The organism is Mesorhizobium sp. B2-7-2 (assembly GCF_006440775.1).
Lineage (GTDB): Bacteria > Pseudomonadota > Alphaproteobacteria > Rhizobiales > Rhizobiaceae > Mesorhizobium.
In genome coordinates this window covers 136132-156362 of record NZ_VFTZ01000003.1, presented here as the reverse complement: position 1 = coordinate 156362, position 20231 = coordinate 136132, and the positions used below count along the sequence as shown (strand labels likewise).

18 protein-coding genes are annotated in these 20231 nt (G+C 60.7%); 2 read left to right on the top strand and 16 right to left on the bottom strand.

The features are described from left to right. Nucleotides 1–4: 4 nt before the first annotated feature. The 10 genes from FJ425_RS05635 to iolG all read right to left on the bottom strand — a co-directional run bounded on the left by FJ425_RS05635 (nt 5) and on the right by iolG (nt 11529). Nucleotides 5–1186 (bottom strand): Gfo/Idh/MocA family oxidoreductase, encoded by a 1182-nt coding sequence (locus FJ425_RS05635; protein ID WP_140722225.1) that lies wholly within the window; start codon nt 1184–1186, stop codon nt 5–7. Nucleotides 1187–1256: 70 nt separating this feature from the next. Next, nucleotides 1257–2156 (bottom strand): sugar ABC transporter substrate-binding protein, encoded by a 900-nt coding sequence (locus tag FJ425_RS05630; RefSeq protein ID WP_140691658.1) that lies wholly within the window; start codon nt 2154–2156, stop codon nt 1257–1259. A gap of 83 nt (nt 2157–2239) precedes the next feature. After that, complete coding sequence (locus FJ425_RS05625) at nt 2240–3241, bottom strand: ABC transporter permease (protein ID WP_140722223.1); 1002 nt, start codon at nt 3239–3241, stop codon at nt 2240–2242. After that, on the bottom strand, nt 3225–4019 hold the full coding sequence (locus FJ425_RS05620) for an ATP-binding cassette domain-containing protein (protein ID WP_246677885.1): 795 nt from the start codon (nt 4017–4019) through the stop codon (nt 3225–3227). The genes FJ425_RS05625 and FJ425_RS05620 overlap by 17 nt, the downstream gene beginning before the upstream one ends. A 141-nt stretch (nt 4020–4160) precedes the next feature. Continuing rightward, nucleotides 4161–4421, bottom strand: coding sequence for a hypothetical protein (locus FJ425_RS05615; protein ID WP_140722221.1), 261 nt, complete (start codon nt 4419–4421; stop codon nt 4161–4163). A 986-nt stretch (nt 4422–5407) separates the two neighbouring features. Further along, nucleotides 5408–6340, bottom strand: coding sequence for an aldo/keto reductase (locus FJ425_RS05610; protein WP_246677884.1), 933 nt, complete (start codon nt 6338–6340; stop codon nt 5408–5410). A 174-nt stretch (nt 6341–6514) separates the two neighbouring features. Next, nucleotides 6515–7561, bottom strand: a complete 1047-nt coding sequence (locus FJ425_RS05605) for an ABC transporter permease (protein ID WP_140691685.1) — start codon at nt 7559–7561, stop codon at nt 6515–6517. Continuing rightward, the gene (locus tag FJ425_RS05600; protein WP_140691699.1) at nt 7558–9057 is read right to left on the bottom strand and encodes a sugar ABC transporter ATP-binding protein; all 1500 of its coding nucleotides are present in this window, start codon (nt 9055–9057) and stop codon (nt 7558–7560) included. Before FJ425_RS05600 ends, FJ425_RS05605 begins: the two co-directional genes overlap by 4 nt. Before the next feature lie 18 nt (nt 9058–9075). After that, a complete protein-coding gene (locus FJ425_RS05595) occupies nt 9076–10140 on the bottom strand; it encodes a sugar ABC transporter substrate-binding protein (RefSeq protein ID WP_181170673.1) in 1065 nt (354 codons plus the stop codon). Nucleotides 10141–10518: 378 nt separating this feature from the next. Beyond that, nucleotides 10519–11529, bottom strand: coding sequence for an inositol 2-dehydrogenase (iolG, locus tag FJ425_RS05590; RefSeq protein ID WP_140691712.1), 1011 nt, complete (start codon nt 11527–11529; stop codon nt 10519–10521). A gap of 149 nt (nt 11530–11678) precedes the next feature. On the opposite strand from iolG, the gene FJ425_RS05585 reads away from it, so the two are divergent. Further along, entirely contained in the window at nt 11679–12497 is an 819-nt protein-coding gene (locus tag FJ425_RS05585; RefSeq protein WP_140691715.1) for an SDR family oxidoreductase, read from the top strand. Between the two features lie 74 nt (nt 12498–12571). On the opposite strand, the gene FJ425_RS05580 is transcribed toward FJ425_RS05585, so the two are convergent. From FJ425_RS05580 to FJ425_RS05555, 6 genes are all read right to left on the bottom strand, one after another. Further along, on the bottom strand, nt 12572–13735 hold the full coding sequence (locus tag FJ425_RS05580; RefSeq protein WP_140722219.1) for a substrate-binding domain-containing protein: 1164 nt from the start codon (nt 13733–13735) through the stop codon (nt 12572–12574). Nucleotides 13736–13874: 139 nt separating this feature from the next. Then, nucleotides 13875–14264, bottom strand: coding sequence for a tautomerase family protein (locus FJ425_RS05575; protein WP_140658997.1), 390 nt, complete (start codon nt 14262–14264; stop codon nt 13875–13877). 223 nt (nt 14265–14487) lie between these two features. Then, nucleotides 14488–15612 (bottom strand): Gfo/Idh/MocA family oxidoreductase, encoded by a 1125-nt coding sequence (locus FJ425_RS05570; RefSeq protein WP_140691724.1) that lies wholly within the window; start codon nt 15610–15612, stop codon nt 14488–14490. Then, nucleotides 15602–16567, bottom strand: a complete 966-nt coding sequence (locus tag FJ425_RS05565) for a hydroxyacid dehydrogenase (RefSeq protein WP_140691728.1) — start codon at nt 16565–16567, stop codon at nt 15602–15604. Before FJ425_RS05565 ends, FJ425_RS05570 begins: the two co-directional genes overlap by 11 nt. Beyond that, nucleotides 16567–17382, bottom strand: a complete 816-nt coding sequence (locus tag FJ425_RS05560) for an aldolase/citrate lyase family protein (protein WP_140722218.1) — start codon at nt 17380–17382, stop codon at nt 16567–16569. The genes FJ425_RS05565 and FJ425_RS05560 overlap by 1 nt, the downstream gene beginning before the upstream one ends. A 10-nt stretch (nt 17383–17392) precedes the next feature. Then, nucleotides 17393–18829: an NAD-dependent succinate-semialdehyde dehydrogenase gene (locus FJ425_RS05555; RefSeq protein WP_140691752.1), complete on the bottom strand. Its 1437-nt coding sequence runs from the start codon at nt 18827–18829 to the stop codon at nt 17393–17395. A 281-nt stretch (nt 18830–19110) separates the two neighbouring features. Here FJ425_RS05555 and iolE point away from each other — a divergent pair, with 281 nt between their 5' ends. Further along, nucleotides 19111–20010, top strand: coding sequence for a myo-inosose-2 dehydratase (gene iolE / locus FJ425_RS05550; protein WP_140691759.1), 900 nt, complete (start codon nt 19111–19113; stop codon nt 20008–20010). The last annotated feature ends 221 nt before the right edge of the window (nt 20011–20231 follow it).

Below are 20231 nucleotides of genomic sequence, written 5' to 3'. Positions count from 1 at the left end.
ACTGTCACAGCCCGCAGTCCACCCAATCGCCGGTCGCATTGGACCGTACCGCCGCCTCCACGAACTTAACGCCCTTGGCGCCGTCGACGACAGTGGGATAGGCAAGCAGTCCCTCCGGCACAGTCCTGCCGGCGCGTCGCGCATCAACGGCGACGGCCAGTTCGGTGTAGAGGTTCGCCCAAGCGTCGGTGAGAGCCTCCGGATGACCGCGCGGCATGCGTACGAACCGTACCGCGGCGGGCAACATGCCGGCGCCGTAGCCACGGCCTATGATCTGCATCGGCGAATCCTGCGGCGTGAATGACAGAAATTCCGGGTTCTCCTGGTTCCATTCCAGTCCAGCCAATGTACCAAAGACACGCAATCGGAGCCCGCATTGAGTCCCCGCCGCTGCCTGCGACACCATCAAGGTGCCCGGCACACCGCCCTCGAAACGCAAGTGCATGAAGGCCGTGTCCTCAAGCGCTTTCGGCTTGCCTGCAACGTGGAAGAGCGCCCTGACCAGCTCGATGTCCCTGCCCGTCGCAAAAGAAGCCAGGTGGGCCGCATGAGTGCCGATGTCACCGACGGTGAATGCATTACCAACCTTGGCTGGATCGAGCCGCCACGGAGGGGTACCATCTTCGTCGGTTAGGTTGAGCGCCCATTCCTGGAAATACTCGACATGGACCTGGCGTATCTCGCCCAGCATGCCGGCGCGGATCATTTCACGCGCCTGGCGCACCATGACATGCGAGGCGTAGGCATAGGTCACGCCGAAAACCAGACCGGTATCCCGCTGCCGCCGCACAAGATCGCGTGCATCGGCAAGCGTGGTCGTCAGCGGTTTATCGGAAATCACATCGATGCCCGCATCCATAAAGCCCGCCGCCACCGGATGATGAAGATGGTTAGGAGTCGTTATCACAACGGCATCGATCCCGTCCGAACGGCCGGCCTCGCGTGCTGCCATTTCCCGGAAATCCGTGTAGATGCGGTCTTCGGCAAGCATCCATTTGCGACCGGAATCTTTGGCGCGCAAGGGATTGGAGGACAAGGCGCCAGCTACGATCTGCCAGCGCTTTGAAAGCAGCGCGCCATTGGCGTGAACCTCGCCGATGAACGCGCCTTGGCCGCCGCCTACGAAACCCAGGCGAAGCATGCGCGATGGCAGAGGGAAACCAGTGTCTCGTGGATTTTCGGTCATCGCGTATGCTCCTACGGTCGTCCGGACGAACAATGGCGGCTCTTGACGGCACAAGAGCCGCCGCCGTGTTTCACTTGTACTGTTCGGCGTTCTCCTTGGTGACCAGAACCGTGCCCGGATCAGTCACCATGGGGACCTGCTTGCCGGCCTTGAGGTCGACTAGCGCCTGGATGCCGAGCGCCGCCATCTTCTTTGGCGCCTGCGCCACCGACGCCGTCAGCTCTCCCGCCAGGATCGAGTTCGCAGCATCCGGATTGGCGTCGTACCCGACCACCATGACGTCCTTCAACTTGGACGCAGCTTTGAGGGCCTCGACAGCGCCAAGCGCCATGTTGTCATTGGAGCCGAAGATGCCTTTTATGTTGGGATTGCCGGCCAGGATCGTTTCCGTAATCGACTGTCCTTTGGCCCGGTCCCAGTCGGCGGGCTGTGCCGCCACCACCTTCATGCCGCAGCCTTCGAGCGCCGCCTTGGCGCCATTGTAGCGGTCAGCGCCGTTCGTCGTGCTCATCACGCCCTGAAGAATGGCGACCTCGGAGCCGGCAGGCAGTTTCTTGCACATGAACTCGCCGCCGAGCTTCCCGCCTGCCAGATTGTCGGTGCCGATGAAGGGAATCTTGTTGGTGCCGGCGCCGTCCACGAAGACCACATTGATGCCGGCGGTCTTGGCTTCATCGACCACCGGAGCCAGAGCCGCCGGATCAGTGGGCGCCAGCGCTATCCCGGCAACCTTCTGCGCGATCAAATCCTCGATCTGGCTGATCTGGGCCTGTACGTCGGTTTCACTGGGCGGCGAGACGACCTGGACGTCGACCCCAAGTTCTTTGCCCTTGGCTTTCGCGCCTTCCTCGAAGGCGGCCCAGTATGGATTGCCGGCCGCCGGTCCTTTCATGCTGACGACATAAGTATCAGCGTATGCCGACGCGATCATCGCGCCCAAAGCAATGCCTGCAAGCAATATTTTTCGCATGGATAACCTCCCGGGTTTTTTGTAGGTCTCGCTCGAATATTCACCGGGGACGTGGAGACGACCGTCACCGGAATCGCGAACCGTCAGGTTCGGATGGCCGCCTTTCTCCGCACAACATCGATGTAGACGGCGATGATGATGACGAAGCCAATGAGGATCATTTGCCAGAAGGCGCTGACATTGTTGATGTTGAGGCCGTTGCGCAGCAGCCCCATGATGAGGACGCCCGCAAGAACGCCGAGCACTGTGCCGCGCCCGCCGAAAAAGGAGGCGCCGCCGATGATGACGGCGGCGATCGCGTCGAGTTCGATGCCGATGCCGGCGTTCGGAAAGCCGCTGCCGGTGCGGCCGACGAGGAGCAACCCGGCAAGACCGGCGAAGAAACCGCAGATCATGTAAACGGCGGTCAGCACCCGATCGACATTGACGCCGGACACGCGCGCCGCGTGGGGGTTCCCGCCGATGGCGTAGATATGACGGCCGGTCGAGGTCCGATTAAGGAAAAGCCACAGCAGAACCGCACTGATGGCGACAACGACGAGGCTGACGGGCAGACCGGCCGGCGGATTGAAGATGCCAAGTCCCCAATATGAGACGCCCAGGTAGCGTAGTTCCGGCTGAAGTCCCGAAACGGGGGCGCCGCCGGTCAGAAGATAGGTAAGGCCGCGGCCGATGTTGAGCGTGCCCAGCGTCATAATGAAGGGATGAGGCAGCTTGAGCCAGGTCAGCCCAATGCCGTTGGCCCAGCCCACGGCAAGGCCCACGACCGGTCCGATGAGGAGGCAGATTGGCCACGGAACGCCGACTCTGCTGGCCATAGCGATACAAACCATGGCGAGCGCCATGGTCGAACCAACCGACAGGTCGATACCGCCTGTGACGATGACGACCAGCATCCCGAGCGCCAGAAGCGCCAGCGAAGCGTTCTGCTTGAGGATGTTGGTCAGGTTCTCCGCCGAGAGGAAGACATCCGGCTTGATGACGGCGAGAATGGCCATCATGACCAGCACGATCAACACGATGCCGTAAGTCTCCATGAAATGGGCGATCTTCGGGTGGTACAGCGTGCTAGTGGACGCGGTCATGAGCGAGTCCCTCAGTGTGGTTCTTTGTGCCCATGATCCAGCCGATCACCTCGTTGCGGTTCGTGTCGGCGAGCTTGGCGTCGGCGAAGTTTGTGCCCTGGAAGAGTGCCATCACCCGGTCGCAGCAATAGAAGATGTCGTCCATACGATGCGAGATAACGATCACTGCAACGCCGTGCTCCTTTAGCGAGCGGATGAGGTCCAGAACCTTGCCGACCTCCTTGATGGCGAGCGCGGCCGTGGGCTCGTCCATGATGACGAGCTTGGCGTCGAAGGCGGTCGCCCGAGCGATCGCCACGGCCTGACGCTGCCCGCCGCTGAGATTTTCCGTCTGCTGGTCGATGGACTTGACGCTGATCTTGAGCCTGTCGAGATGCTCCCGCGCCATGGCGCGGGATCTCTCATGGTCGACGATGCGCAAAGGTCCGAACTTTCGGCCCGGTTCGCGACCCAGATAGATATTCTCGTAGATCGGCATGTTTCCGGCGAGTGCAAAGTCCTGGTAGACCATCTCGATACCAAGAAGCCGAGCCTCCTTCGGGCTGGAGAAATGCACCGGCCTCCCCTGGAATACGAGTTCGCCCTCGCTCGGCGTGTAGAGGCCGGAAAGGATTTTCATGAGCGTGGACTTGCCGGCTCCGTTGTCGCCGACGACACCCAGGACCTCACCGGCATCGACGTGGAAATTCACGCCACCCAGCGCTGTGATCGCGCCGAAATACTTTACGATGTTCTTGGCCTCCAGAAGCGGAAGCGGCTTTGCCTCGATAGGATCCAATGGTTTCCTCCTTCATGTCTTATGTCCGGAATCGATGGATCACGTTTCACTGCGGCATGAGGTTGAGCGATCGCGTAAAACACAGACGCGGGGCATCTTTGGCTCAGACCTTCCGTCAAGTGCTGTTCACGCTTCAGACCTCTACTGGCAGCCTGCCGCAGCCATCACGCGCAGTAATTCGTTATGTCCGACCTTCGTGATTTCGAGCGGCGGAGCCGAGGGCCGGCTCCTGTTCGGTTTCCGGGCGAACCAGCCCTCATACCCGGTTCCAGCCCGGCGTTTCACGATAGCCTCGAAGCTGACGAACACCCCGGAAAGAAGGGCGCCTTTTCGCCATCCAAAGGTGAACTGATTGGATAGCGCACGAGCGCCTGCCACAGTCAGCCGGGCCATGCCTGTCATGTGATCCTCCCAGGATGCTTTGAACCAAGCGTACGAAATGACTATTGACAAATCAATATCTATGCAATGATTATTGCAGAAATTCCCGAGGAGGAACCATGTCGTTGGTCGCGGCACCAGAGCGCAGAAACCCGTCTTGTCCGGACGCAATTCATCAGGGCGGTTTGGAATGCATTGCTGACAATCGCCCTCCTCCCCTTCCAAAAGACTGCTAGTCTTTTGCGGGCGTTTTATTCTTAAGGACATCGACCTCGCGGCGGAGGCGGGCGAAGTGGTGGCCCTGATGGGCGAGAACGGTGCGGACAGTCGACGCTTATGCGTCGCCGCCGGCCTCGTGGCGCCGACGTCAGGCACGGTACCGGCGGCGAGCCCTCCCCGCGGCCGACGAGGCGAGCGCCGCCCACCGCCCGCCTCAGACGTTTGAGACGGGCGAACGAATTAGTTCAAGGTGCTTTGCGCCATGGATTACGCAATTTCTGTTTCAGACTTGAGATCCATCATGCTCAGGATCGGCGTGCTTGGCTGCGGACGCATAGGGCGCATGCATGTGGCGAATGCCCACCTCGTACGACGCTCGCGGTACGCGCAAAGTCTTGGTCACATCGTCCGCCGCGGCCCGGTTCACATCGTAGACTGCGTGGGAACGCCTGGCACTCGTCCTTGCCGAGCGGCGATGAATTCGATCGCAGAGCGCCGCGTCGTGAACACCAGCGAGATCGGATAACCCCTTCGCGCTCCGACTGGGCAAGGGGCTTGCTGTTTCGGTCGAAATCATCCGGGCAGCTTCGTTCTAGCGACGGGTCCTTTCGTAGGCGATAGCTGAAGCGCAGCGGCGCGCTCGAATGCGAATTCTTTGCCCGCCCGGCGGCAAGCCACATTCCACGACCGTCAGCGCCACCCTCGAGCGTCGAGCAGATTTTTGAGTGCGTCCACGACATTGCTGGCGAAGCTGCGAATGCATCGCTGCAGATTGTGCTTGCGCCTCGCTATCCCGGTTTGTAGTGCCGCCGGGCCTCGGGATCATCCACCGAATACCCAATCTTCCCAAGATCCTCCCAAGCATGTTCAGGAATGGCCGCCGCGGCCCAATCAAGCGTCTGGGCGATCCTTTCGGGTTTTGAAACACCTACAACGGTCGAGGTTATCCGCGGGTCATTTAGTGAGAACTGCAGCGCTGCCGCGCCAGGGGCCAGGGAATGCTTTCTGCACAGCCCCTCGATCTGGCGCACACGTGCGAGCTTTGTTTCATCAATCTCCTGATAGGTTATCCGAGACACCCGCGAACTGCCCTTTGCCAGAACTCCGCCAGCATAGGGAGCCGCATTGAGCACAGCTATCCCCCTTTCGTTGGCTAGGTCAAAGAGGTCACTTGCCGACCTGTTCAAAAGTGTGAAGCGATTGTGATTGAGTAGGACATCAAAGGGCCAGTCTCTGACCATCGGCAGCATGATATCGAGACGGCCCATTGCCAGACCCACGGCGGTCGCTAGCCCTTCCTCTTTTATCCGAAACAATTCATCGAGCGCACCGCCTGGCCGCGTGATCTCGTCGAGATCGGCGGAATGTTCAGGGTCGTGAAGGTGCAGTATGTGAACGCTGTCGAGACCGAGCGCCAGAAGGCTCTCCTCAAGCGACTGTCTGGCGCGACCGGCGTCGAAGCGGCCTGTACTCATATCCCGGTCTAATTTCGTCGAAAGCACAAATCCCGGAGGCAGACCTCCGCGCTCTCTGATCACTCTGCCAATCCGCTCCTCGCTGCGGCCAAAGCCGTAATTGCGGGAAGTATCCATGAAGTTGACCGAGCCGTCGAAAATCGCTCGGATGGTCGCAAGCGCGGTGGCTTCGTCGACGCTATAGCCATACGTGTCCGGCATCCCGCCGAGGGGAGCTGTTCCGAAACAGATCTCGGTAACTTCCAATCCAGTCTGTCCGATTGGACGCCGTTTCACCGCCAACTCCACGCTAGCGCTAGCAACAAGAGCGGACTACGACCGTTGAGTGTCCACTGCGTTGAACCCGTGCACGCACCACCCTCCATTCGAGCCTGGCAGTGATGCCGGCAGAAGAACCTTGGTCCCTGCCGGCACAATATCTCAGGTTCGGGTTCGCACGCCGCTCGAGCGTCGGCTCGCGATCGTCGTCAGCACCGCTGCCACGATGATGACGGCACCGGTCGATGCCTGCACGTAAAAGGACGGAACCTGCGCCAACGTGAGCAGGTTGTTGATGACGCCGATCAAGAGCACACCGCTAACGACCCCGACGATCGTCCCTCGGCCGCCCCCAAGACTTACGCCCCCTATCACCGCAGCTGCGAAAGCGGAGAAAATGATCCCCTGCCCTTGGGTTGTCACCGTCGAATCAAGGCGCCCCGTCATCAGAACACCTGCAAGGCCCGCCAAGAGGGCCGCGAAGACAAACGCCGACCAAATGACCCGGTCCACGTTAATGCCGGCAGCCCTCGCGGCGTCTTCATTGCCGCCGATCGCATACAAGGCGCGGCCGTAGCGGTGGTGGTGGAAGACAAGGCCGACCACAGCCGCGACCACAATGAACACGATCACCGACACGGGAATACCGAACCAATTTGCGGAACCGAGATAGGTCAGCGCCTTGCCGGGAGAGTAGATCGAACGCCCGTTAGAGATGATCAGCACTCCGCCGCGAAGCAGCACAAGCAGTCCGAGCGTTGAGATGAACGGGTTGAGACCCACCCTGACGACCATGAAACCATTGAAAAAGCCGATCAGCCCCGCAGTGCCCAGCGCAACGAATAGGCCAGCCCAGCTCGGCAGCTCCAACCCGAGCCCACCAGCCGCCACAGGCACCAGGGTGACGGCTGCAAACATCGGAGCGAAGCCGACAATGCCCTCGAGCGAGAGATCCAGTCGACCTATCAGGACGACGAAAGTCAGTCCGATCGTCGTCAGGCCCAGAACGCTTACCTGGTCGAGGATATTCAGCAGATTGGCCGCCGTGGCGAACCGCGGAGCAACGACGGCACCCACGATCACCAGTATGAGAAGGACCGGGTACATTGTATATCCGCCGGCCACAAAGGCGCTTCCGAAGGCGGATAGCCGTGACTGCCCGGAATGTTCCTTCTTCAGCGTTGATTTGCTCACGACATCGGTGCTCATACGACGCCCTCCATCCGCAGGATTAGGTCTTTGATTGTGTATTCACCCACCAGTTCATCAACGACGTGCCCCTCGAACACGATAACGACCCGGTTGGCCAGCTGATCAATTTCGTCTTCCTCGTCCGAGACGACCACGACGCCCAACCCCTTGCTGGCAAGATCCCGCAGCAGCGAATAGAGCTGCTCCTTGGCTCCCACATCAACGCCGCGGGTTGGACTGAGAGCGACGATGACCTCGGGAGCTCGACAAAGCGCGCGCGCGAAAACGACCTTCTGCTGATTGCCGCCGCTGAGCTGGCTCACCGCTTGCTCCAGAGACGAAGCGATTACGTTCGTCTGTTGGGCAAGGCGCCCGACATGCCTAGCTTCCTTGCCTTTGCTGATAAAACCCAGTTTGCCGGACAAGACGTCAAGGCCGCCGATCGCTACATTCTCGCGAACACCCAGAATGCCGACATAGCCGCTGGCATGCCTGTCGGTGGGAACCAGGCCGATAGTCGGTAGCTTTCCACGCGGGCTGATCACCTCGCCGTCTTCAGGCCTTTGCTGGCCAGCAAGGACCATTGCGAGCGCTTCCTTCCCGCCACCCACCGGGCCTGCCAGGGCTACGATCTCGCCCGCTCTTACCTCGAAGTCGATATCCTTTTCCGAAAAGCGGTCGAGGCGAATTCCCCTGGCCTGGAGCAGAATAGGAGCTTCATCCGCCATGAAATCCTGGCGCGTGCTTCGGACTGTCTTTTCGCCCATCATAAGGTCGGCGATGGTCTCTACGTCCAGACGCTCCACGGGCTCGCGTTCCTTCACGACCTTCCCGTCCCTCAGGATCGTGACTGTATCGGCAATCTCGAAAACCTCGTCCAGGTGGTGCGAGATATAAACGAACGAGACACCCTTGGCTTTGAGCGCCCTCACATGCTCGAACAGAATACGTTTTTCCGCATTGCTCAAGGCGGCAGTTGGCTCGTCCAGGATCATGACAGGCACGCCCCGACTGAGGGCTTTCATGATCTCGAGCAGCTGTCTCGTCCCGGCGCCCAGCTCCCCTGCAAGCGAGCGGGGTTGGATGTCCATATTCCATTCATCCAGCAGGCCAGCTGCGCGCTCCAACATCAGCTTGTGGCTCACCACGCCGAAACCTCTGCGGACGAGAGGGTTTTCCACAAAAAGGTTCTCCGCCACCGTCAGCAGGTTGAACAGCTGAGGTGTTTGTTGAACATGGGCAATCAGCTTGCGAATGCTCGGCGCGTAGTTTTGGCCGACCGCTTCTACCTCGACCTCTCCAATTCTGATTGATCCGGTATCTGCCGAAACGTATCCGCTCAAGGTGGAAACAAGCGTGCTCTTTCCCGCGCCGTTGCGGCCCAACAGGGCGTGAACCTCACCGCGCATGACGGTGAAATTCACGCCGCGAAGAGCCCGGGTCGAGCCAAAGGTCTTGGCGATGTCACGCATCTCGACGATGGGTCGCGCGTTGTCCATGATCTTCGGCTCCACGGCTGGTTCCTCCCGAACTTATTTGCCGACCTTGTTCGCCCACAGATCAGGTGAATCCACATTGTCGGTTGTCACCAGCGTCGCCTTGAGCTGGTACTGCGGTCCAACAGGTGTATCGATAACCTGGCCGTCGTCACGTGGCCCGATCTCGATCTTGCCACCCTTGGAGACGAGTTCGATCAGGTCGGCCGTCTTGGTCGCATAGGCGCTCAGGGGCTGCGACACCGTCGCGTCGAGGGCCTTGCTGCGGATAAGCTGCAGCCCTTGAGGCGTTCCATCGATTGCGATGCGGATCACCGAGTTCGGATCACCCACCGGAGCGCCCTTGCCGCCGTTGGTGAGCTGGGCGTTGACGGCCGATGCCATGAGTTCGGACGCCATGAAGATGCCGCTCAGCGAAGGATTCTGGGTGAGGACGTTCTGCGCAGCATCGGCGGCCATGTCGGCAGTCCATTCAGTCGGGCGCTGTATCAGATTCACCTTGGGCGCGAGCTCGTGCAACGTTTTGGAAAAACCATCGGAGCGATCGCGGCCGTTGGGCGTGGTCAGGGCGCCCTGCAGCTCGAGCACGATACAGCTGTTGTCGGTCCAGCATGGCTTGGCCTGCAGGCGCTTGACCATCTCCTTGGCGCCTTGAACGCCGGCGTCGACATTGTCCGCGCGCACCGTCGCCGTCACTTTGCCGCCCGCGGGCGCATCATCGATCGAGAAGACGAGGACGTTGGCGTCATTCGCCTTCTTGACGGCGGGAACGATTCCCGCGGCGTCGATGGGAGCGAAGACCAGGACGTTGGCGCCGTTGGCAATCAGGTTCTGGAGCGCATCGACTTCGGCCGCGATATCGCCATTGGGATCAGGAGCACCGACCAGGGTGAAACCCTTTGCATCGAAGGCCTTCTTCGAGAGATCCAGCATCAGGGTCTGGAAATCATCCTTAAGAAACTTCGGGGTAAAACCGATCCTCACGTCCGCGGCCTTGTATTCTGCAAGCGCCGTCCCAGCGGTTATTGCCAGGAACAGCGCGCCGAAAGCCACCGTACCGGCGGCTCTGCGGCGAGAAATGGGGAGAGTTGGAAATTTCATTGATTCCTCCTTTTGTTGCGCGGTCCGACCGCCCGTTAGCCCGGCTTGACGCCGCTTAGTCCTTCTGTGCTCACCACAGAAAGGTTCGACCTTGCGACGAGACACCGTTCGCGATGTCGTCACCCGCAAATAGAATTGCAGTGCTTGCCTGGCCGCACTGAAAGAGCCCTGCTGGAGAAGTCGGGAGTGAGGGCACGCTGTCGCGGTTCTTGTTCGACCATGATCGCAAGGAAGGCACAGCCAAGGTGCCCGGCGCCATTGCGGGTCGGTCTCGGCCATTTCCCCACACGGCGATCCGTGCGAGCCCATACTTCACCAAACGCCACTCCTCCCACTGCGCGGATCTTTCATCCTCCTGCGGATCCGCCGCCGAAGGCTCTATGCAGCCACTTCGGAGACACGCACCAAACGTTGCTCTTTCATGGATTTGTAAGCCGCTTCCGCCAGGATGAGCGCACGGCGTCCATCTTCGAAACTAGCCAGCGGAACGGCGCCCTTCTCCACGCAGTCCACGAACCCATCGATCTCCGCCATGAAGGCTTCCTGGTAGCGCTCGAGAAAGAAGAACTGGTACGGCTGGCTTGCCTCGGCGGCCGTGCTGCTAAAGCGGCGCAATTCGTGAGGTTTGCGGTTGTCGGAAAGAAGCATGCCCGCGCTCCCAATCAGCTCAACGCGCTGATCGTAGCCGTAGACTGCGGTGCGCGAATTGTTGATGTGACATTGCTTGCCCGACGCGGTCCTCAGGATGAACATCGCACTGTCGACTTCGTCGAGTTCCTTCCCGAGAGCTGGATCGATGAGCGCATTGGCAAGCGCAAAGACCTCGGTCGGCTCTTCGCCGAGCATGAAGCGAGCCAAGTCGAAGTCATGGATCGTCATATCGCGGAATAGCCCACCCGCAGCCTCCAGATAGGCTCTCGGCGGCAACGCGGGATCGCGGGACGTGATAATGACCTGGTGCAGTTCGCCGATATCGCCAGCCAGCATCGCCGTTCGCGCGGCACTGTGCCCGGGATCGTAACGACGATTGAATCCCAGCTGGATCGGGATTTTGGTTTCGCCGATATTGGCGGCGCACGCCTCGACGCGGGCGAGGCTAAGGTCGATCGGCTTCTCGCACAGAACCGCTTTGCCCGCAGCGACTGCCATTTCTATGTAGTCGGCATGGGTGGGCGTTGCGGTGGCGATCAGAACGGCGTCCACCGTGTCGGACGCGAAAATCTCCTCTGCGCTGGCCGCGGCCTTAACGCCTTGAGCCGCCGCTACCTTTTCGGCCGCCTCTGAATTGACATCAAATACCGCCGCCAACTTGGATCGGGGATGCCGCGCGACATTGGCAGCATGCATTTGACCAATTCGGCCACAGCCGAGCACGGCAATACGCAACATCGATTTCCTCCCTGCGGCCTGCCGTGCGAGCCGAGCACCATTCTTTGCGTGCATCTGCAAAATATCTTGCATTTTCGCATGGATGTCAATACAAATTACGCGATGATTTTTTCTGCAAATTTCATTGCATATCTGAGGAGCGTTGAAGAATGAACAGAGTCGATGGGAAATTCGCGGTTGTGACCGGCGGCACGCAGGGATTGGGTGCTGCGATCGCCATGCATTTCGCAGATGCGGGCGCGGCCGGAATTGTCACCTGCGGGCGCAACGCCGATAAGGGCGGCGCCGTCGCTGCAGCGATCGAAGCTAAAACGGGCTGCGTCGTTCGCTTTGTTCAGGCCGATTTGGCGAACGTGGCCGATTGCAGGACGGTGATTGAGGCCGCAGATACGGCCTTTGGGCGCGTCGATGTCCTGGTCAATGCCGCCGGCCTTACGGACCGGGGCGACATCCTCAACACGAGCGAAGAGCTTTTCGACCGGATGTTCGCGATCAATACGCGCGCTCCCTTCTTCTTGATGCAGGAGGCAATTCGGCGGATGGTCCGAGACAATATCGAAGGAGCGATCGTCAACATTGGCTCTACCTCGGCGCTCGCCGGGCAGCCGTTTATCGCGTCCTACTGCGCCTCCAAGGGTGCTCTTGCCACACTTACCCGCAATACGGCGTTTGCAACGATGCGGAACAAGATCCGGATCAATCAGCTGAATATCGGCTGGATGGCTTCCGACGGCGAGGACCGCATCCAGCGCGAGTATCATGGCGCGGACGCGAACTGGCTCCAAAAGGCTGCGGCCGAACAACCTTTTGAGCGACTCCTGGCTCCCGCGGAAGTGGCCAAGGCGGTCACATTTTTGGCTTCGGAAGATGCCGGGATGATGACTGGCTCTGTAATCAATTTCGACCAGTCAGTCTGGGGTGCCTACCCCTTCGCACCTCCGACCCCCGTCTCGAAGCTGACGATCTAGAGGGCCGACGGCGACTGAAGCGCAGAACCGTTTCAGTTGCCAATTGATCCCCTAACGCAGAATGGTTCAGCCAATCAGAAGATAGCGCAATTGAAACGGGTGAAGACCTGGCTTTGGGTTATGCGATTGATAGGCTGAACCCCCTGCAGCGCCATCCTTATGCACTCGACGGACAGCGCGACTTCACGGTCGAAGTCATGACCGATCGTCACGTCCATGATGCCCCGCTCGAGCAACGACCGCGAGTTCGTGTTCAACTCATGGCCGATAAACACGGTCGAATGAGTAAGACCTTCAGCTTCAAGCGCGCGCCCAACTCCCAGGTTGGCGCCTGAAACATTGTAGATAGCCGCCGGAGGCCCGCTCTTTGCTATGTATCGCCGGACAGCCTCATAGATGACCTCAATGCTCTCGTTGGAGCTCACCCTTTCATCAATGGCTAGGGTGGAGAATTCGGATCGCAGGACATGCCTGAACCCCTGCTCGCGGTCTTGCTGGCAGCGAAATGGCACACTGCAGACAAACAGGACTTTCCCGACTGTCCCGTGCGGAAGCATTCGCCCACAAAGCCAGGCTGCCGTAGCTCCCGAGACATATTGGTCCGAACCGACGTAAGCTGACCTTCCCGACAAGGGAAGATCGGTAGTCAAGGAGATCACCGGGAGGCCATGTCCCGTAGCCGCTCTTACTGCATCGTTGATCGCCGGATGCTCTCTGGCGACCAGGATAATCCCATCGGACCTTTCGGCGGCGCTCGTAATCCGGCGCGCGAAGTCCTCAGGTTCGACAGCGTATGAGACATGGGACTCTGTTTCAATTTCGATCGACGGGTTTTGCGCGCTGAAGTTCTTCGCGGCGGCTTCCGCGGCCTCGTTGAACGATCGTCCGGAATCGACGAGAAGGTAAAGACGCAGCGGCTTTGAAATCTCGGGCAACGAAATCCCGCCGGCACCTGAATGCCTGGCTTCCACCATCGACTTGGACAAATGTTGTTGCAGAACCGATTGAAATTCGCGGTAGCCCGAAAAACCCAAGGTTTGGACAAAACGCACCACGCTGGATGCGTTCACCCCGCAGCGAGTTGCGACTTCGGAACTTGATAGAAGGGCAGTTTCCCCAAGATTCGCGATGAAAAAATTCGCAACGCGCCGCCCGCCCTTGCCCATATTGTCCTGAGCCGAATTCAAAATGGTCATCAGCTCGCTGGCAGATTGAGGCTTTGATCGCGAAAGCAGCATGGTCGATCCTTTTCGGTGACGACAATACTGGAACTTTGCGATTACGCAACATTCCTTGCGAAAGCGCACGAGATCATTAACTATGGCCTAGGCTGTTGCTCGGATGAGGTGATCTGTCGGCGGCCAAGTTCGGCGCGCCCTATAAGTCCCCGGTTAGGAATTGGGCGCGCCCGAATCCGAAACTCCAACCATCATCGCGATTCTCAACACAAGAGACCATGAGGTCCACAGGTGCAACGCCGCAGCGTTGTCCAAGATTTTCGAGAAGCGACGCGTAAAACCGCTCCTTCATTTGCTGACTTCTTGGCCGAGTCGTCACATGGATCAGGACCCGGCTATCTGTTCGCTCAAAGCCAAGATCGGTATCCTCCATGAGCAAATGCGATGGCTCGTGCTCGTGCAGAATCTGATAACGGTCCCGCACAGGTACCTCAAAAGCTTCGACCATTGAGTCATGTATCGCCTGCAACAGCGTGGCTGTTTGATCTTCGCTCCTGCCTTTGACTACATGAATATTGAGCAAGGGCATGGTCTCTCCTTTCGAAGTTTTATCGAACATGCTGCTGATGGCCGCGCGCTCGTCGCCTTCTTTTTCGAGGCTACAGGCAGGCCGGCATGGGAACGGGCCGCGACCCGCTTGACCTGCCAGCATTCCGTCCACAGCCCAGAATTCATTGCCTACCAAACACGGCAAGCGCGGCCGAGCGAAGGTGGTTTAGCCACCGCCCCGGAGTGCTGCATCGAGGTCGCCATCAAGCTGTGCTGACCCAGCGGCCCTCAGTTGCCGATGTATGGATCCCTTCCACCAGTTGCTGGATGCGCTGTCCCGAGCGGAAGCTGAATGGCTCGGGACGGAGCCCCGCGATGGCTTCGAGAAATCGCGCGATCTCGATGGCCTTGAGATCGTTGAAACCAAGCTGATGACCGGGGGCCACGCAAAACAACCCATACGGCGGATGATCGGGCCCGGCTTCAATGCGACGGAAGCCGCGAACACGACCGGCTTCCGCAGTGGTGTAGAATTGCAGTTCGTTGAAGCGCTCCTGGCTGAAGGTCAGCGCCCCTTTTGAGCCGTAAATCTCGAAATCGTGCTGCATCTTGCGGCCGGTCGCCACCCAACTCGCCTCGATGCTGCCGGTGGCGCCGCTGGCGAAACGTAAAAAAGCCCGGCCGATGTCATCGACCTCCACGGTGGTACGGCCGCCCTTGTCGTCGGGACGACTGTTGATGACGGTGACCTCGTCACCAAGAACGCGCTCGATCGGGCCGAGGAGGAACTCGGCGGTCGCCAAGGCATGACTGCCGAGATCGGCCAGCGCACCGCCACCTACCGGGTCGAGGCGGAAGGTGAACGGACCTTCCGCATCACCCATGTAGTCTTCGGCGTGAATCCCGCGATAGCTGCGGATTTCGCCAAGCTCGCCGGACGCGATGAGCTCACGGGCCAGCGCCATCATGGGATTGCACAGATAGTTGAACCCGACCTGCGTGCTTACGCCGGCAGACACGGCAGCGTTTGCCATGTCGGCGGCCTCTGCAGCGCGCGGCGCAAGCGGCTTCTCGCAATAGACATGCTTGCCGGCGGCAATAGCGGCCAGCGCCATCTCGTGGTGGAACGCGTTTGGCGCGGTGATGTCGACGAGATCGATATCCGGATCGCCGACAAGTCGGCGCCAATCGCCGGTGGCGTTCTTGAAGCCGAGCGTGCGCGCAGCCGCGCCGGCAAGTTCTTCGGTACGGTCGGCGAGGGTATGAAGCTCGAGCTCGAATGGCAGATCGAAAACACGTTCCGCTGCGGCGAACCCAAACGAATGGGTCTTGCCCATGAAGCCGGTCCCGATCAGCCCGACCCGCAGCTTGGGTTTCTCATTTCCCATTGATTTCGGGTCCATTGACGACGAGCGCAGGGTCGATCTTGCCTTCGAAGAAATCGAGGACGTTCCTGACCGACGACACCGCCATGCGTTCCCCGCATTCAGCTGTAAGACCGGCGATGTGCGGCGTGAGGATGACCTGATCCATGGCCAGCAGCGGGTTGTCCGACGTTGGCGGCTCCTGGTCGAAAACATCGAGGCCCGCGGCCGCAACCGTGCCGGTTCGCAGCGCCTCAATCAGAGCAGGCTCGTCGACCACGCCGCCACGGGCGGTGTTGATCAGGACGGCGCCGCGCTTGATGAGCCCGAATTCACGGGCACCGATCAACGGCATCTCGCCCTTGGGCGCGTGCACAGAAATTGCGTCGGCACGGCCCAGTGCAGCATCGAGGTCGCGGGCCGGCCTCACCTGGCCATCCGGCCAGCCAATTTTCTCGAGAAACGGATCGTAGGCTTCGACCTCCATGGAAAAGCCGGCGGCCATACGGGCTAGATGCCGACCGATCCGGCCGTAGCCCAGGATGAGCAGCCGCTTGCCCGCTAGTTCCGACGCCTCGAGCTTGTTGCGCCAGTTCCAGCCTTTTTCGCGAACGGCGCGATCGGCGCGCAGGGTGCGCTTGCCGGCGGCCAGCAGCAGCATCATGGCGTGCTCGGCCACGGAGACCGAGTTGACATCGCCGACGACGGCCAGCGCGATACCGCGCTTGTTGAGCGCCGGCAGGTCGACGGAGTCGTAGCCGACGCCATGCCGCGAGACGATACGGAGGTTGCGTGCCTTGTCGACGGTCGGAGCGGATAGCGGTTGGGTGCGAATGACCAAACCATCGGCCTTGCCGACGAGTGAGGAATAGCTTGGCTCGGAAACCTCCTCGACATAGTCGTAGGTTACTCCTGGAGCCCGATCGAGCAAGGCGATGCCGCTCGGATGCAGTTTGCCGGCGACAAGGACGTGCGGCATCAATAGCCTCCCTTGGCGTCGGCGCCCTTGGCGGGCGCTCCGGCCGTCTGCGCCCGGAACCGCTTCACGGCGGCGTCGGCCGCGCCGGCGAGCAGGCGCACGTCGTTGGAGACGGTGGTCATGTCGAAGCCCCATGCCACAGCGCGCCCGGCATATTCCGGCGTGCCGCAATGCAGCGCGGCACGAATGCCGTGGCTGCGGCAGGCCTTTACAATCGTTTGCAGCGCCTCGATCATTTCCGGCTCTTCGCGATCGAAGGCCGGAGACAGGCGACCGCCGTGCAGGCTAAATGTCAGATCGGCCGGCCCGACATAGATGCCGTCGAGCCCTGGCGTGGCCGCGATCGCATCGAGATTAGCCATCGCGTCGGCAGTCTCAACCATCGCGAAGGCGAGGATTTCGCCATTGGCTTCCGCCGCATAGTTGGCGCCGACCGCGAAATTGGCGCGGGTTGGCCCGAAGGAGCGCTGACCCGCGGGCGGATAGCGCACACAGGAGACAAATCGTGCGGCTTCCTCCGCGGTGTTGATCATCGGGCAGATGATCCCGTAGGCGCCGGCGTCCAGCGCCTTCATGATGATGCCCGGCTCGAGCCAGGGGACGCGCACCAGCGGGGTTACGCCCGAGGCGCGCATGACCTGCAGCATGGGCAGCATGGCGTTGTAGTCGAGCGCACCGTGCTGTAGGTCGATGCCGATGCTGTCATAGCCTTGTGCGGCCATGATCTCGGCGGTGAACGAGTTGCCTATGGAGAGCCAACCATTGATGGTCGGACGGCCATCGGCCCAGAGCCTCTTGAGGGTATTGGGGATCATGGCGCAGCCTTTAGAAAACGACCTGGGCAAGCTTGGTGTCGAGGTAGTCCTTGATCGACTCGATGCCCCCTTCCCTGCCCATGCCCGAAAAATTGGTGCCGCCGAAGGGCGCCTCCGAGGCTGCAAGCGCGAAGCTATTGATGCCGACCATTCCAGCCTTCAGCTCGGCAACCGCCCGACGTGCGCGCTTCGGGCTTTGTGTGAACGCATAGGCCGAAAGCCCCATGTCGGAGGTGTTGGCGCGTTGCAGCGCCTCGTCGTCGCTGGAGAACGAGGTGATCGCCGCCACCGGCCCGAAATTTTCCTCGGCGAAGACCGCCATGTCGTCGCTGACGTTGGTCAGCACCGTGGGCTCGAAGAAATGCCCGGCATTGAAGGCCGCCGCACGGCGGCCGCCAGCGGCGATCGTGGCCCCTTGCCGTTCAGCCTCCGCGACCACGGCCTCGATGTCGGAGAGCCGCTTGCCGTTGATCAGCGGTCCCATCTGCACCGAGGGGTCGAGACCATCGCCGAGCTTCAGCGACTTGGCACGGGAGACGAAGCCCTCGACGAATTTGTCATGCAGGCTTTCATGGATGAAGAAGCGGTCGGGCGTGACGCAGACCTGGCCGGCATTGGCATATTTGGTCGGCACCGCCACACCGAGCGCGGTCTCGAGATCGGCATCGTCAAAGACGATCAGCGGCGCGTTCCCACCCAGTTCCATCGAGACCTTCTTGACCGTATCGGCGGCATCCCGGATCATCTGCTGACCGACCCGCGTTGAGCCGGTCAGGGATACTTTCCGGACTACTTTCGACGCCATGATCGGCGTGTAGGTGGCTTCCGTGGGGCCGACCAGCAGGCTGACTGCGCCCGCAGGCAGGTTGCCCGCTCGCATGCAGTCGACGATGACCATGGCCGTGCCCGGGGTCTGGCTCGAAGGACGCACCACGATCGAGCAGCCGGCGGCCAGCGCCGGCGCAACCTTGCGGGCCACCAACGCTGCGGGGAAATTCCAGGCCGTGAAGGCCGCGGCGACGCCGAGAGGCTCATGCAGGACCTCGAAACGTCCGCCCGGCACACGGCTCTCGATGACACGCCCGTAGATGCGACGCGCCTCCTCGGCATGCCAGCGGAATTGATCGACCGAGAGAGCCCATTCCCGCTCCGACTGGGCCAGCGGCTTGCCGGTCTCGCTCGAGATCATCCGCGCCCCTTCATCCTTGCGGCGCAGCATTTCGTCGGCAATCCGATGCAGGGCATCAGCCCGCTCGAAGGCGGATTTGGCTTTCCATGAACGAAACCCCCGTTGGGCACTTTCGAGTGCGTCGCGAGTGTCCTCCCCATTCGCGCAAGCTACCTCGCCGAGCGCCCTTTCGGTGACCGGACTGAATACTGGCGTGAAGCCTCCTCCGCCCGTTGAATGCCAGGCTCCGTCGATGAAAAGTCCGTAATCGCCATACATCTGAGCATCCTGAAAACAGCACGAGACACGCCACGCAGACAGCGGGGCGATCACAAGATTCCGGCATTGCGGGATGAGCGTTTCACTCCCTTCGGAGCAGCCTCCGGCGGCGCTAATCCTGGGCGTGGCCGGTGGATCGCGTGCCCTGCGCGAGTTGGCGCAGTCCTCCCTAAAACCGTATTGCAATAATCATTGCAGCATCTATTGATTTGTCAATAGACATTTCATAGTAGATCCCGACGCAGCCGTTTTGGGTCGTGGATGGAAGGAGAAATCAGATCATGAAAGCCAGGCTTGGCATCGCACCGATCGCGTGGTGGAACGACGATCTTGCCGAACTGAGTGGCGACATTTCGCTCGAGGGATGCCTCGCAGAAGCGCGGGAGGCTGGCTTTTCCGGCATGGAAACCGGACGCCGCTTCCCGATGGATGCCGGCATTCTCGGACCGATCCTCGACACCTATGGCATGAAGGTCTGCGGCGGCTGGTTCTCGGGCCTGCTGCTCGATGGCGATATCGCCCGCGAGAAGGACCGCATTGCCGAACAGATGACGCTGTTCAAAGCCGTGGGCGCACCCTGCATCGTCTATGGCGAGACCGCGGGCACGATCCAGGGCGACCGTTCGGCGCCGCTCATCACCCGTCGTCGCCTGAGCGAAGGGGAGATCAAGGCATACGGCCGGAAGATGACCGCTTTCGCCGAATGGTGCGCTGACCAGGGCATGCCGATCGCCTACCATCACCACATGGCCGCACCGATCGAATCCGAGCAGGACGTGGACCTGTTGATGAAGCACTCTGGTGAGGCGCTACCCCTCCTCTACGATGCCGGCCACATGGCCTTTGCCGGCGGCGACGTGCTGCGCGTCATTGATAATCATCACCGCCGCATCAGCCACGTTCATACCAAGGATGTGCGCCAGCCCGTCATCGACGGGTTGGATCGCTCCCGCGAAAGCTTCCTCGACGCGGTGGTCAAAGGCGCCTTCACTGTGCCCGGCGATGGTTCGCTCGACTTCGAGACCATCGTCAAGCGGCTTGCCGCCCACGGCTATGAAGGCTGGTTCGTAGTCGAGGCGGAGCAGGACCCGATCAAGAACCCGCCGCTGGAAATGGCCAAGATCGGCCATCGTGAGCTCCTGCGCGTCATGGCATTGGCGGGTTATACCGTCGAGGGCTGACCCACAAACAGGATGGACGGAAAGATTTGTGGTGTTACCGGTTCTACCCCCAGGTCTGGGCGCCGCCATCTCACCCCGTCTGGCCGATGCCAACGGCAGGGACCTCATCACGCTGGCACGAAACAAGCCAAAGGGCCGGGCGATGGCCGAGACCATCCCGCGCGAGACCGGCGTGGATCAAAAAGGCAAGATGACCGGTTGTACGTCACCGGGAGAGGCAT

Excerpts from the sequence above, each read along its gene's own strand:
- FJ425_RS05595 (WP_181170673.1), bottom strand. The coding sequence starts at position 10,140 with ATGAAATTTCCAACTCTCCCCATTTCTCGCCGCAGAGCCGCCGGTACG.
- FJ425_RS05635 (WP_140722225.1), bottom strand. The coding sequence starts at position 1,186 with ATGACCGAAAATCCACGAGACACTGGTTTCCCTCTGCCATCGCGCATG.
- FJ425_RS05625 (WP_140722223.1), bottom strand. The coding sequence starts at position 3,241 with ATGACCGCGTCCACTAGCACGCTGTACCACCCGAAGATCGCCCATTTC.
- iolG (WP_140691712.1), bottom strand. The coding sequence starts at position 11,529 with ATGTTGCGTATTGCCGTGCTCGGCTGTGGCCGAATTGGTCAAATGCAT.
- FJ425_RS05630 (WP_140691658.1), bottom strand. The coding sequence starts at position 2,156 with ATGCGAAAAATATTGCTTGCAGGCATTGCTTTGGGCGCGATGATCGCG.
- FJ425_RS05575 (WP_140658997.1), bottom strand. The coding sequence starts at position 14,264 with ATGCCCTTGCTCAATATTCATGTAGTCAAAGGCAGGAGCGAAGATCAA.
- FJ425_RS05570 (WP_140691724.1), bottom strand. The coding sequence starts at position 15,612 with ATGGGAAATGAGAAACCCAAGCTGCGGGTCGGGCTGATCGGGACCGGC.
- FJ425_RS05565 (WP_140691728.1), bottom strand. The coding sequence starts at position 16,567 with ATGCCGCACGTCCTTGTCGCCGGCAAACTGCATCCGAGCGGCATCGCC.
- FJ425_RS05580 (WP_140722219.1), bottom strand. The coding sequence starts at position 13,735 with ATGCTGCTTTCGCGATCAAAGCCTCAATCTGCCAGCGAGCTGATGACC.
- iolE (WP_140691759.1), top strand. The coding sequence starts at position 19,111 with ATGAAAGCCAGGCTTGGCATCGCACCGATCGCGTGGTGGAACGACGAT.
- FJ425_RS05605 (WP_140691685.1), bottom strand. The coding sequence starts at position 7,561 with ATGAGCACCGATGTCGTGAGCAAATCAACGCTGAAGAAGGAACATTCC.
- FJ425_RS05555 (WP_140691752.1), bottom strand. The coding sequence starts at position 18,829 with ATGTATGGCGATTACGGACTTTTCATCGACGGAGCCTGGCATTCAACG.
- FJ425_RS05615 (WP_140722221.1), bottom strand. The coding sequence starts at position 4,421 with ATGACAGGCATGGCCCGGCTGACTGTGGCAGGCGCTCGTGCGCTATCC.
- FJ425_RS05560 (WP_140722218.1), bottom strand. The coding sequence starts at position 17,382 with ATGATCCCCAATACCCTCAAGAGGCTCTGGGCCGATGGCCGTCCGACC.
- FJ425_RS05585 (WP_140691715.1), top strand. The coding sequence starts at position 11,679 with ATGAACAGAGTCGATGGGAAATTCGCGGTTGTGACCGGCGGCACGCAG.